We start from the raw sequence: 13000 nt of genomic DNA on the forward strand, positions 1-13000 counted from the left end.
CCCCATTACGGATGCATGTCTACTTTGATGCTGGGCTAATCCAATTTTCCGTAAGATACATTATCACACCCAAAGTCGATTGACAGGATGCCCCAGTCCGCTATCGATTGGCCTGCACACCGGTTCGCCGTCACGATGTCGCTCGCCTGGAATACAAGTACCAACGCCATGGAACAACAGGACTCTTTGGCAATCTCCACGTTGCAACGGGACAGATCTGGGCACCGCTTCTTCGAGACACGCGTGGCGAACTGGACATGCTCGAAAACATCAACAATGTAATCAGCCTAGGTGGTGTAGACGCAACCTACCGGTTCGTGATGGACAATCTAAATACTCACTGCAGTGAAACACTGGTGAGGATGATCGCTACGATGATCGGCTTTGAGGACGACCTTGGGCTCAAGGGCCGCAAAGGGATATTGCAGTCGACAGCCAGTCGTCGCGAATTTCTCAGTGATCCGTCTCATCGGATTCGATTTATCTTCACACCTCGCCATTGCTCATGGCTCAACCAAATTGAAATCTGGTTTGGAACGCTACGTCGAAAACTGCTGAGGCGAATGAGCTTCACATCGATCGAGCATCTGGAAGATCGAATCCTGGCTTTCATCGAATACTACAACAGCACGCTGGCAAGGCCATATAAGTGGACCTATCAGGGCACGCTTCTGGCTGCTTGAGGGTCTGGGGGAAATGAGGTCTTCAAGCGGCACAAAATCGTTCCGGAGGCACTAGCTGAAGAATCTTGATGTCGGCGTCTCTGATTAAATCCAGCTCACCCGAATTCATTCAGCTTTATCCTTTGCTATTGTATTGATTTGATTTTCGAGAACATGCAGTCCTGCGATTATATCGCCCCACGTGGGTGGATCAGAGAAGAACATGGGACGCATTGCGTTGTAATCCTTCCGCAAAACCAGATCACCTGCTGCGGTCGGCATTAACCGAAACGATCCCGGCTTTGCCGTTTCGTAGCTTGCCCACGGACTTCGATAGAAACGCTGCTTGAACTTCACCACGTCGTCAAGCAGCGAGAGATCGGCAATCGCGTTTGTGGCGACGTTGCTGCTGGTCATTTGAAACAGGTCGTAGTAGTGCCGTGAGTATCGCGACGGCATCGGCTTGTCTTCAGCGCGGTGAGCTTGTTGATGCAGGATCGTTGCCTTTTCCCAAAACGTCCGTTCGGCGGTGATCGCGACCACCGGACAATCGGGATCATCGAAGACCTGCGGGAAGTCTTCGGCAGCATACGGGCGGACGATGTGATTGCCTTGGGGCACCCACGAGGCGAGCGGACCAATTTCCAGCTTCACCTCGGGCATGAACGCGGTCGATCCGAACGCAGCTGGATAATGAACTTCGATCACATGCGGGTCATCGGGGATGACACATTCAATACCATCGACTGACGACGTGATCTTTTCGACGAGCGGGCAGAGCGTTTCGCGAATGTATTTCGCCGCTTTCTCATTGAAGGTGGCGTTGAAGCGGTTCTGTTGGTTGGCTGACGGCATCTCTTGCCAAGGATCAACGCCCTCCTCCCCGTATCCAATCAATCCCCAAGCAAGTACGAGGTCAATGTCCTCCGAGAAACGTTCGATCAGACCGTGAACCTTCGATAGCGAGGTGCCGCCTTTGAAGACCATTTTGCCTTTCAGTTCCCGCGCGTTGAATAACTTTTTCAGCAGCCAGCAAACCCAAAAGTCCTTTTCAATGATCGCCGTTTGAAGGTTTCGCAGGCTTGCCGATTCCTCGAAAAGTTCGCTTCGCTGTCTCGCTGATAGGCCAGCTACTTTATCCATGAACTGGCTCCTTACAGATTTCTCGAATGGCAGCGCGAACCCATTGGGTCACGGTTTGGGTGTCCCGCAGCACCTGCCTACGTTTGGCCTCAGGCAACCAATCGCGAACCTTGGCAATCGTTTTGTCATTGATGTGGTCGGGACCGAGCGATTTCAGGCCATGGACAATGACCGCACTTTCGGGCTGCTTAAACTTCATTTCGCGGGTTGCCACTCGTTTGAAACGAAGTTTTGTTCTGTTGATCTGGTACTCCCGAGTCGGGCCATCGGAATGAAACAGGTATTGGGCAGGAACCTGCGTAGATAGCCCCATCAGATTGAGCGCCGACGCTCCATCAGGCTGAATCTCCCACTTAAATTTCCGGGCAAGGGCACTGGCAACCTGGAAAATATCCGGCCCAAGAGTCCGGTCCAGCAATTCGCTGTAACGCGGGTAATCGTACAGTCCGGTTTGAACTCGCCGAATCGTCTCCTCTTCCGCCAGTCGACGAAACACTGAGTTGATGGTTTTGCCACCCGCCAAATCAGCGAAGTCAGCCTGAGAGAAGGCCCAACCCCTCCCCTTCCCGTAAATTCTCGAAAGTGCTTTAGCAGCAATGGTTTGTGGCATCTGTACGAGCCTCCTTTTGCAGCAAAAAATACACACTTTTTGCTGCAAAAGCAAGCAGTTTGACTGTCCGCAGCCCATTCCCTACGATCTCCGATCGTAGGGAATGGGCTGCGGACACGGATAACCACGGGCATAAATCGTACTTTCGCAGAAGACGGTGAACACAAGAGCACCGCTTATCGGATCAATTTTGCGGCATAGCAATCGACCTGGCGTCGTCAGGTCATGTGCCATGTGACAAAGTCGCGAATGCCTTGAATCATGCGAGCAACATCGCTTTCTGCAAATTCGTCCGGCTTTCCGTGGGCTGCGGAATTTCTGATCTTCATCCAGGCACGAAGCTGATCAACCATCATTTTGTTGACCATGCCCTGCTTCGCAATGTCGCTGATCATTGTGTCAGCCTTACCGACGGTGGTTTCCGGATGCTGTTCGCACAATTCTCGGAGAGTGGTTTCGAGCACTGTGCCCGCAATGACTGCAGCAGGAACTTTGTAATTGCTTTCGAGAAAATGCTCCGCCTGCTCAAGCTCGTCGGAAAACACCGAAGCGTGAACTAGATTCCGAACGTCGAACAAAAAACCACCCTCAAATTGTTCCTTCGCAGAGAGAAGAACGGCTTCTTGACGCTCGAAGTCTTCAAAGTGGGAGCGTTTGCACTCCACGCCGAAACGAACAGTTGTGGGGGATGACTCCCCAAACACGCTTGCCAGCAGTGTCTCGACGGACGTTTGCCACTTGGTGAGCAAAGCGGAATCGACCACGTTGCGGTCTGCAAACATTTGGCCGCCACGAACGAGATTCTTGGAGCCTCTGATTGGCATCGCATCGTTTGCCAACTGCTCGAACCTTTGTCGAATTCGCTCAACACTCATTGAATATGACCTTTGGTGCAGTCGAAACTGAACGGACTGATGACAGGGAAAATTTACGAGAAACGAATCCGGCCGGCTAAAAGCTGTGCCGCATCAGGTATTCGTAGGCATCGCCCAGAATGTCACCGCCATCGGCGCGGTTCATGGAAAAGTCGAGTGCCCTACTCTCGAAAATTGCGATCAGTTTAGTCAGCCGTTCCGATTTCTCTTTCCCATCGCCCAATTTGCTGGCGTCATCAAAGTCAGGAAAGTCAGATCGGTCGAGTTGATCGTTAGCGGCAACAAGCGGCGCGATGATCTTCTCGTTGATCTGATCGCCGACATCCGTCGCCCCCTTCAGCCGCGTCATGTCGGCAAAGCTGGCCCCATCGGGGATCGTGATCGGTGCCTAGGGCTGGCCGGCGTATTTGTCGGAGATGTATTTCAGGAACAGCAGCACGAGGACGTAGTCTTTGTACTGGCTCGCGTCCATGCCGCCCCGCAGTTCGTCGCAGGACGCCCAGAGCGACGAATAGAGTTCGGATTTCTTCAATGCCATCGTGGCTCGTTCCTTCGAATCGGTTGCTGCAGATCCTGTTTAGCGAGTTTTCGGGTCCTGATCAACGTAGCATTTTACCGATCGAACCTTTGAGCGGGAGGCGGCGGAAAACCGAAGATATCGTCCAATTCGCCTTCGGTTGGCGGGGCATCTCCTGGAAGGAGATTGAGTGTCTTTTGAATTTGGTATCGGCCCGCCCACAACGGCTGTCCAATCCCTTGGTCGATGTGAATGCTCCCCTCGGTAAATTCGACTGTGAAGGTGATCTCAACGGATACGATATCGCCAGCATCGACAACGGCTGGGATCGGCAGCTCGACGCTCAGCTCATTTGGATTGGCAAATGGGATTTTGATAGTCGGAACTTTCATCGATTCCGGTACCGTTGGACGCTCGTCCATAGACCCGACCTTTGGTTCTTCATGGCCGGGATGAAGTTGAGCGCCAAAGATAACCGCCTGTCGTTGCCCGTCGTTTTGGATCGTCGCGATGTACCGGGTAGCAGAAAGCCTTTTGAACCGCAGCAGCGACAGTCGGGGCGTGGTCAGCGAAATTTCGTATTCTTGCATCCTGTGTGCAAACATTTGATTGTCGCGTTGCAGCATTTTGTTTTGTTGCATCGCATCCCAAGCGAGTTTGTTTGCTTCCGCAGCGGTTTGACCAGCCTGATCGGATTGGTAGCAGGCGTAGCTCGCAATTCCGCTTGTGATAAAGAAGCCAATCACTGTGGCGATCCAACCGACACCAGTGGCAGCCCAAGTAGCTATTGTCGTTCCGTTGAGTGTTGGTTCGTTTCGTGGGTTCATTGATGGTTCTCATGATCGCGAAAGCTGAAATTATCTCGCATGGAGTGCTCTGTGGATAGAGTCGCAGTGACGCGTTGCATTTGCGTTTTTTTCGTGTCACGGTTTAATGCCTAAGCAGTGCTTAGGGGACAAGCCTATCTAATTTTTTCTTCCATACTGACGCCCATCCTGGAACGTCATCGGGTGCATCATGCTGATCGCGACACAGAGCAAAAACATCGCTGCGACGCGTCAATATTTTGACCAGGTGCTCACTCAGGGTGACTACTACCTCGGCCAAGAGATCAATGGTCAATGGCACGGCAAAGGAGCCGAGACACTGGGATTAGGTCGTGGCACGGATGTGACCAAAGATCAGTTTTCCGCACTGCTTCAAGGCCAACATCCGAACACCGGCAGATCACTGACACAGCGCAATCGCAAGGACCGTCGTCCGGGGATGGATCTGACATTTTCCGTCCCAAAGTCGGTCTCCCTCGCGTGGGCGATCAACGTAGACGAACGATTGGTGGACGCTTTGCGTGATGCGGTTCGCGAGACAATGACCAAAGACGTCGAACCGTTGATGCAACGCCGTGTCCGGCACGGCGAACATCACAGCAGCGAGCAGAAGTCGACCACCGGTGAATTGATCTACGCTGATTTCCTCCACACAACGTCTCGCCCAGTCGATGGCAAAGCGGATCCGCATTTGCACATCCATGCTTTTGTCATCAATTGGACCCATCAAGACGGCAAGCACTACGCGGGGCAGATGGAGGAGATCGTTCGCCAGCGAGCCAGTCTTCAGGCCAAGTTCGAATCGCGACTTGCTCGGCGGCTGCGTGATCAACTTGGTTACGCCGTGAGCCCTACTCGCTTTGCCCAATCAGGACGCATCAAAGCGGGCTGGGAGATCGATGGATTGGATCGCAAGACGATTGAAAAGTTCAGCAAACGAACCCAGCAGGTCGAGGCAGCCGCTCGAGCCAAAGGCGTCCATGACGCGGCAAAGAAGGCAACGCTCGGCAAACAGACTCGCGAGAAGAAGGAACTTGGCACGTCAGTCGAACGATTACGGGACGAATGGTCATCGCGTTTGAACGATGAGGAACGCAAGGCGTTCGAACGATTGGCAACGCTAAGCGTCCAAGGCAATGGCGGTGAAGAGCATTGCGAGGCGAACGTCTCGGTCGAATACGCTCTCGATCATCACCTGTTCCGTCATTCTACCGTGGAGCGGCATCAGGTCGTTGCAACCGCATTGGAGCATGGGCTGACGTTCACACCTGAAGAGATTGAACGAACACTCGATCGACAACCAATCATTCAGCGAAGCCTCGACCAGGATGGTGCATCCCGGTCGTTCGTCACGACCCAAGAAGTGCTTGATGCTGAAAAACGTTTGATCGATTTCGCACGCGATGGACGCGGAACCAGGCAAGCAATTGGGAAGCAAGAACATCGATTTGATCGCGACTGGCTGAACGAGCAACAAAAAGCGGCCGTCAATCATGTCCTGACGAGCCGCGATACCGTGATGGCTGTCACGGGTGGCGCGGGCACGGGTAAGTCGTCGCTCATGCAGGAGGCTGCCGATGCGATTGCGCAGAACGACAAGAAACTGTTTACGTTCGCACCCAGCACGGGCGCGAAGGAAGTCCTGCAAAGTAAAGGGTTCCAACAAACGCAAACGGTCGAGCATTTGATCCGGAACACCAAGTTGCATCCCGAGGTCCGCGACCAAGTGATTTGGATCGATGAAGCGGGATTGATGGACGTGCGGTCACTCAATGCCGTTTTCGATATCGCCAAAGAGCAGAATGCCCGCGTGGTGCTCTCTGGTGACACACGGCAGCACGCGTCGCCACGCCGAGGGGAAGCGATGCGGCTGCTCGAAAGAGAAGCCGGCTTGAACATTGCCCGCGTGGAAGTCATCCAACGCCAGAAGGGCCAGTATCGCAAAGCCGTGGAATCGATCAGTCGTGGACACGAAATCGACGAGCGTTCCGGCAAGTCCGGACTGCTGGCCGGGTTTGACATGCTCGATGCGATGGGGAAGATCCAAGAGATCGACGCCGACAACAAACATGAAGTCTTGGCAGCAGGATTCCTTTCGGCAATGGACAAGGGCAAGTCAACACTGGTCGTGGCTCCTACGCATGCGGAAGCCGCCGCCGCGACCAGGGAAATTCGACGATCGCTTCGCGAGCGAGGCAAGCTTGCCGAGCAGGAACGCCCCTTCCTTCAGCTGCAATCAATGAACCTGACAGAAGCCCAAAAGCGTGAAGCCGCCACCTACGCGGAGCAAGCCGGGGCGATTGTTCAATTTCACCAGAATGCACGCGGGGGCATCCAACGAGGCGAACGCTACCGCGTCGCGGGGGCAGTCGAAAATGAAGTCGAGTTGATCTCGATAGGCAATGGTGACCGCAAGAAGCTTCCAATCGCGACACCTGATCGATTCGAGGTTTACCGCGAAGACGAGGTTCGACTTGCCGCTGGCGACAAGATCCGTTTTAGCCTGGGTGGAACAACCAAGAACGGACAAACCCGCTTGAGCAATGGGCGACTGGACGAAGTCAAAGGCTTTGACTCGAGCGGAAACCTTGTTTTGAAGGGCGGCCAGGTTGTCTCCAGGGACTACGGGCATTTGGACCTTGGATATGTCATCACGAGCCATGCCAGTCAGGGCAAAGACAGGGACGTGGTAATCTCTGCGATGGGTGCGACTTCCCTGCCCGCGATCAACGCCAAAACGCTGTACGTGACTGCGTCACGCGGTAGCGAAGATGTGGTGATCTACGTCGACGACAAATCCAAGGTCAGACGAGCGATTGAACGCAGCGGCCAACAGATGTCAGCAACAGAACTCGTTGGCCAGCAACCGCAGGGTCCCACCAAGACAAAACGGAGCGAGTCCCCTACTCCACAGACTAATCTCCCGATGCGTCAGCGATCGAGTCACCGGCGTCACTTCGAAGCGTTCCGTAGTCGCGTCCGAACATGGCTGAGATCGAATGCCATGAACCGTCAACGCCCACCGCAGTCCCCAGATCGCCGTGTTCACCAACGCAACGATCGTCGTCTAACGCCACATGTTCGAAGGAGCATCTAGTCATGTCCCAAGCGTCCAGAGCATTTCAAAACAGCCAAGGCGGACCTACCTTGCGATCGGTTCCAGTCTCTACGCAGAACACTGAGACACCACCCTACGCGTCGGCACTTCCCGCAGAGATGCCGCCGATGATGTTCCAGCTGCGACTCAATGACGGTCGTTGGTTGAGCTATTCCTATTCCGATGTTCGCGAGATCGAAAGTCGCGACGCGGGCCAGATCAAGCTCACTGTATTCGCCGCCTCCCGAACGCTGATCACGATCGAAGGTCGCAATCTGCGAGAATTGGCAACACTGTTTGGGATGGCGTCCGTGCGTTGGCTCGAGGAGGCCGACCCTCGCGGGCGACGAAGACCCGAATCCAGTGCAGAGATCATGAAGATCAACGTGGAAACGGCTCAGGCAGCATGAAGGGTCACGTCCCAAATTTGGGACGGCTGCGACTCGTGCATTGGGTTGGTCCGACTGCAGTTGAGGCACAGCGAGAAGCTCGTCCCAAATTTGGGACAAACTCGATTCGAGTGAAGCCAAGCCGCTGATTGTTTGCAGGTTTCGCGTTGCAATGAACGACACGACGATACGATGCGTCGTGTCGCCGTGCCCCGTAATGGGAGAATGGCCTATTGGCCCTCCTCCTCTGCATCGTTGCTTTGCTCTTGTTCACGGTCGCTGGCTTTGAGCTCCGCGATCCGGTCATTCACCTTCGGGATCAGGTAGCCCAGTTTCAGATTGTCAACTTCACTGAAACTACTGGTGTCTTTCCACTGACCTTCGGCCGTTTTGTAGGCTCGGACATAGTTAACCGAGTAGCGATCAGGTTTGCCGTCTTTGCCTGCGTTCTTCCAGATGACGCCTTTGAGTGCTCCGGTTCGAACGGTGCTGGCGGGTTGATTGTTGTTTGTTTGTGTCATGGCTTTTTCCTTTCTTTGTTGGTTGACCATGGTCCGCGTCCCAGCCACGATCGGGATCTCGTCAGCAAGGGGTTTTGGTGCGGGCAGAAGCGAAGCGACAACACGGCCCCTTGCTGACGAGATCGCGAGCGTGGCAGCGTATCCTGATAGTCAATTGACAACGAAAGGGAATGACTTGGCCGGAACGTCCCATCACCGCGTTCAAAACAGATCGAGCTGAGCAGAATTGGTATCGGTCCCCGCGGCGACGATCGATTCTGTTGTCACCGGCTTGTTTTTTGTCGGGGCGACATTGGCAGCGTCCTGGAAAGTTTCACCCAGGATGTGATCGACAGCTTTTTGGGCTGCTCCGGCTGCACCAATGACAAGTTTGCTATCGCCCTTGAGCACGTCGATCCAACTCTGCAGATAGGACGCGGACTGTTCAATGGTGGGCCGACTAATGCCACTGGCGGCACAAAGAAACGCGGCTCCCATCTCGGCAATCAGTTCTTCACGGCTGTAGTCTGGCGATCCGAATGGCGCCAACTCCGTGTCCAAGCCTCGGTTCAGTCGGCTACTGTGGCCGCTTGAGTGGGTCAGTTCATGGAACAAAACGGAATAGTAATTTTCTGGTGACTCGAATTTCTCTGGTTTTGGCATGTGAACGCCATCGGTGCTAGGTCGATAGAAAGCTCGGTTTCCGCCGTCATGTTCGATACTCGGCTTGTCCTGGTATCCGGCAACGATCCGTTCGGCCTCGATGATTGGTTCAAACGGTTCCGCATCAGACAAGTCATGCGGCGCATCAGGGATCTCGATGCCGTCTATTTGTTCGACGTTGAACGCCGTGTAGTGTTTGAGCATGGGGATCTCAATCGGTTCACCGGTTGCTTTGTCTCGGGTGGCGTACATTTTCCAGAACGTGACCAGTGAGCCCTTTTCACCTTTCTTGACCTGGCCATTCTTGGCTTGTGCCTGCCGGTACGTCATCCAGTAATCCGAACTGAATCCGGCTTCAAAGGATCGCATCCCCAGCAAGAGAACATTGATCCCGCGATACCGTTTTCCGCTTTCAAGGTTCTTCGGCCACCCATCTCCGGTGCCGCCACGGATCGGGTTCTTCCACGGGGCAGTCCCTTGTTCCAAATAGCCGATGATGCGATCGGTAACCTCCCGGTAGATGTCTCGTTTCGGCTTGTTGCCGTGTTTTTTCTTTGCCATGCCGCCCTACCTTTCGGCGGCGGTCTCTAAACTGCGTGTCATGGGACTGCCCTTTCTATCAATTGATTGTTGTTTGATGCCGTTTTGGCACGGAATCGATGCGAGCGTCAACGAGAAACCGCCGACGCCCGCAACGCCAGTTGGTTAGTGCTCGCTCGGTAGATAGAGCGTCCAGTGCTTTCCATCGAACCCGGCCCAAATGTCAATCTTGTCGAGCGGAAAGTCGGTAAACTCGATGTCTTGGACAATGAATGGTTTCTCGGGGCTATCCGCCTTCGCTTCCAGTGTGGCGGCGTTGCCTTGGATCCGTCGGAGCGTCCAAAAATGCATCTCGCCGATCCGGTCGTCTTTCGCGACAGCTTCGTTGAATGGTTCACTACCGATCCAGGATGCGATCGCGTCGATCAGCCAGTACGCCTCCCCTTTCTCGGCCACGTATTGCACGCCGGGCGTGTAGATGACGTTTCGATTGAGTGCATATCGGAACCGTTCGAGATCGCCGCTGAAGTTTCGCAGGTCGCCACTCGTTAGCGGATTTTGTTTTCGATCGCCTCGCTCTGCGTTTGTGGTTGAGATGTTGTTGTTCATGGTGTCGTTCCTTTCTGTTGATTGACCATGCAAGCGAACCCCCGCCTGGTTCGCCGGCGTCGGGGCAAGGGTCTTCGCGGAGCGATTTTCCGAAGACAAGCGAAGCGATGCTCTGGCAGGAAAACCCTTGCGGCGATGCGGGCAAGGCGGGAAGCTGCGTGAAAAAGTCAGTCAACCGAAAGGAACCGATCGCCCAACCAACAAAATGGTTGACACGCAGGCCCAGAAAATCGCACTATCCGCATCATAGATCCGGAAGAAACCTTTGCTGCAATGCTTGAAGCGCAATCACATGGCATGAACGATGCGGCCAAAGAGCATGCACACAATCTGCAACAGTGGCTCGAAAAAGGCGGGTTCGCGCCCTCGTTCTCGATCGCTGTTGGAGATCGGTCGGGCGTGATGATCGCTGGAATGCTGGCGAAGGACTTCTGCCGAGCGGCTTGCCGATCCATTCTTTCCGACGCCAAGGCAGACCCCTCGCCCCATCTCGGTTAGCGGCGATCGTGATGGCCTCGTCAAAATCTGCTGACATTGATGAACGATTCAGTCACGTCGAACCACCGCTGGCACCGGCTTTAGGGCGACTGTTCTGACATGTTCGATTCTGAACACCGAGAATTGCTTCAGAAAATCCGCCGCCTTCGCGGTAGCATTGATGAACTGAACGGGCTTTTACGATCGATCTTCACCTCGACAAACGACAACCTTCCCACGCGAAAACGAACATCGAAAAAGAAGAATCGCTCGGCGGGGGCAGTTGAAAAAGAATCTGGCGCGTCTGAGCCCCCTTCCTCTCTTCCGGGACGACATTTCTGAGGCGATCGCATCCGTGCGCAAACGCTTCGTCGCATTCACGGTCAAACGTATCAACGTGTCGTCTTGAAACCGTACAAACACCGAATCGCATAAACGAAAAATCGTAACACCACGTCGCCAGCCCGTCGTTTTTCAGTCGAGACGATTGACCGTGCTTGCGGGCACACGACGATCAGCCGATGCGATTCGCTGTATCGTCGCATCGACGACTAATCGCAAAGACGCTCGATCGCATTCACGGCAAGTCGTAGAACCTTGGCATCGGATCGACTTGGGTTCGCAATCACGATTGATCGCACAAGCAGCGATGAGATGATCAGCCGAGCTGTAGCGTCGTACCATCGCATTTGCGACGATCTAGCAGAATATCATTCCAGTCACTGCCTTTATTGGGTGGGTAGTGCTCGATAATCGGCAGCGACATCGAACCCAACGCTTCGCGTATTCGAGCCGCAATCATCTGCCCGCCCTGATCATGGTCCAGTGCCAGCAAAATCCGAGAATCTGTACGGGGCATTTTGTCGGCCGCTGATCGCAAGCATTCCGCTTGCATTGGGCTGATCTGCCCAGCGGTACTGAAGAAGCGTTTCCCGTGTGCGCCCTCGAGTGTCGCGACGCTGAGCATATCGATCGCCGTCTCGCAAACGATCATCTCGCGGTCATCGGGCCGAGGCCGAGAGCACGCCAGACCTTTGACTCCGCCCGGGCTGAAACCCGTAAACGTGGTTCCCGAGGCGTTTCCATTTTTGAGTTCGTACCCGCACAAACCAGATTGGTTGTAGTGGGGGAATACCGCATTGCCACGTGCATCGATGTGAATGCGTCCCTTGAAGATCGGATCGTGCTGCACATCCACTGAAATCCCTCGAAATTCGGCGAGATAGGGATGCCCCTTTGCTCCGATTGGTTTCGTATTCATCCATCCCGCCAAAACACGGGAGGCGTCGTGTTGGGAAGGCTGCAGCTTGAAAGGAAGAGTGGGGGAGGGGGCATGCATCGCGACTGACCCGTCGAAATTGCGAAGGGTCTTGCGAACATCTCCAAGCGATCCACCATCGAGGGTCTGCACCAAGTCGATGATCGTTCCGGAATCATCACCTTTGAAGTTGTAGTACACGAACGTGCCAGCGGGTGTTTTACCGACGCCGATTTTGTCTCCGTTGGCATGACGCATCACGATGCTGTTCCGACTACTGGCTCGTCGATCGACGACGTAACCCCGCTGACCGGCGTACGCAACAAGATCGATGCGTTTGAAACGGTCGAGTTCATCTGAACGTGATGAGGCCATGGATCGAGAGTATCCCGAACCAGAATTAATCGGCAAGTTATTAAACGAAGCAGTCCACAACTTGATTGGTGGCGACATTTGCGATTGATCGTTGATGCGATCAGTCGCCTCGTCGCAATTCATCACCAAAGTTGCGGTTGTAATTTCATCCTGTCCCATGATGGGTTCCTTTCATTGGTTGCGTTGAAGGACGCACACCAAGAGGCAACGGGACCATGCGGGACGGTCATGAGTAACACGGCTCCGCAACAGCGGAGGAGGGGCGGGCAGTTCATTCACGGTCCGGCGACCGGTGCAAAGGTGGCGGCATGCTCTTCAACCGCAATCCGATACAGCAGTCCGTCGGCTCATTTTCCAATTGCCGACTTCGATTGATGGTCAGGTAATTCGTGGATGACTAGTCCGCGTTTCGCGATGGGGTGGGTGTTTAATATGTGTTAAGTAGGTGTTAGGCCGTT

14 protein-coding genes are annotated in these 13000 nt (G+C 54.3%); 4 read left to right on the forward strand and 10 right to left on the reverse strand.

Annotation, left to right across the window (positions count from 1 at the left end; all coding sequences use genetic code 11):
- Nucleotides 1–146: 146 nt before the first annotated feature.
- Nucleotides 147–683: a transposase gene (locus UH5x_RS24165; RefSeq protein ID WP_047816677.1), complete on the forward strand. Its 537-nt coding sequence runs from the start codon at nucleotides 147–149 to the stop codon at nucleotides 681–683.
- 105 nt (nucleotides 684–788) lie between these two features.
- Here the strand turns inward: UH5x_RS24165 and UH5x_RS24170 are convergent, their stop codons facing one another.
- From UH5x_RS24170 to UH5x_RS24195, 6 genes are all read right to left on the reverse strand, one after another.
- The gene (locus UH5x_RS24170) at nucleotides 789–1805 is read right to left on the reverse strand and encodes a nucleotidyl transferase AbiEii/AbiGii toxin family protein (protein WP_047816372.1); all 1017 of its coding nucleotides are present in this window, start codon (nucleotides 1803–1805) and stop codon (nucleotides 789–791) included.
- Nucleotides 1798–2415, reverse strand: coding sequence for a DUF6088 family protein (locus UH5x_RS24175; protein WP_063838448.1), 618 nt, complete (start codon nucleotides 2413–2415; stop codon nucleotides 1798–1800). Before UH5x_RS24175 ends, UH5x_RS24170 begins: the two co-directional genes overlap by 8 nt.
- Nucleotides 2416–2633: 218 nt before the next feature.
- Nucleotides 2634–3080 carry a hypothetical protein gene (locus tag UH5x_RS24180; protein ID WP_482633957.1) on the reverse strand — a complete coding sequence of 149 codons (447 nt, stop codon included), beginning with the start codon at nucleotides 3078–3080 and terminating at the stop codon, nucleotides 2634–2636.
- 286 nt (nucleotides 3081–3366) lie between these two features.
- The gene (locus UH5x_RS24185; RefSeq protein ID WP_047816371.1) at nucleotides 3367–3639 is read right to left on the reverse strand and encodes a hypothetical protein; all 273 of its coding nucleotides are present in this window, start codon (nucleotides 3637–3639) and stop codon (nucleotides 3367–3369) included.
- A gap of 39 nt (nucleotides 3640–3678) precedes the next feature.
- Nucleotides 3679–3828, reverse strand: coding sequence for a type I restriction-modification system subunit M N-terminal domain-containing protein (locus UH5x_RS24190; RefSeq protein ID WP_236696542.1), 150 nt, complete (start codon nucleotides 3826–3828; stop codon nucleotides 3679–3681).
- A gap of 74 nt (nucleotides 3829–3902) precedes the next feature.
- The gene (locus UH5x_RS24195) at nucleotides 3903–4634 is read right to left on the reverse strand and encodes a hypothetical protein (RefSeq protein WP_047816370.1); all 732 of its coding nucleotides are present in this window, start codon (nucleotides 4632–4634) and stop codon (nucleotides 3903–3905) included.
- Nucleotides 4635–4824: 190 nt separating this feature from the next.
- Between UH5x_RS24195 and mobF the strand changes: the two genes are divergently transcribed.
- Both mobF and UH5x_RS24205 read left to right on the forward strand, forming a co-directional pair.
- The gene (gene mobF, locus UH5x_RS24200) at nucleotides 4825–7731 is read left to right on the forward strand and encodes a MobF family relaxase (protein WP_047816369.1); all 2907 of its coding nucleotides are present in this window, start codon (nucleotides 4825–4827) and stop codon (nucleotides 7729–7731) included.
- Nucleotides 7732–7733: 2 nt separating this feature from the next.
- Nucleotides 7734–8141, forward strand: a complete 408-nt coding sequence (locus UH5x_RS24205; RefSeq protein ID WP_047816368.1) for a hypothetical protein — start codon at nucleotides 7734–7736, stop codon at nucleotides 8139–8141.
- 209 nt (nucleotides 8142–8350) lie between these two features.
- On the opposite strand, the gene UH5x_RS24210 is transcribed toward UH5x_RS24205, so the two are convergent.
- From UH5x_RS24210 to UH5x_RS24220, 3 genes are all read right to left on the reverse strand, one after another.
- The gene (locus tag UH5x_RS24210) at nucleotides 8351–8641 is read right to left on the reverse strand and encodes a hypothetical protein (RefSeq protein ID WP_236696541.1); all 291 of its coding nucleotides are present in this window, start codon (nucleotides 8639–8641) and stop codon (nucleotides 8351–8353) included.
- A 201-nt stretch (nucleotides 8642–8842) separates the two neighbouring features.
- Nucleotides 8843–9844 (reverse strand): ArdC family protein, encoded by a 1002-nt coding sequence (locus UH5x_RS24215; protein WP_047816366.1) that lies wholly within the window; start codon nucleotides 9842–9844, stop codon nucleotides 8843–8845.
- A 144-nt stretch (nucleotides 9845–9988) separates the two neighbouring features.
- The gene (locus tag UH5x_RS24220; RefSeq protein ID WP_047816674.1) at nucleotides 9989–10432 is read right to left on the reverse strand and encodes a DUF6876 family protein; all 444 of its coding nucleotides are present in this window, start codon (nucleotides 10430–10432) and stop codon (nucleotides 9989–9991) included.
- Between the two features lie 273 nt (nucleotides 10433–10705).
- Between UH5x_RS24220 and UH5x_RS24225 the strand changes: the two genes are divergently transcribed.
- A complete protein-coding gene (locus tag UH5x_RS24225; protein ID WP_047816365.1) occupies nucleotides 10706–10930 on the forward strand; it encodes a hypothetical protein in 225 nt (74 codons plus the stop codon).
- A 637-nt stretch (nucleotides 10931–11567) separates the two neighbouring features.
- Here UH5x_RS24225 and UH5x_RS24230 read toward each other — a convergent pair.
- On the reverse strand, nucleotides 11568–12542 hold the full coding sequence (locus UH5x_RS24230; protein ID WP_047816673.1) for a DUF3991 and TOPRIM domain-containing protein: 975 nt from the start codon (nucleotides 12540–12542) through the stop codon (nucleotides 11568–11570).
- Nucleotides 12543–13000: the final 458 nt, after the last annotated feature.

The sequence above is a fragment of the Rhodopirellula sp. UH5 genome, assembly GCF_056839225.1.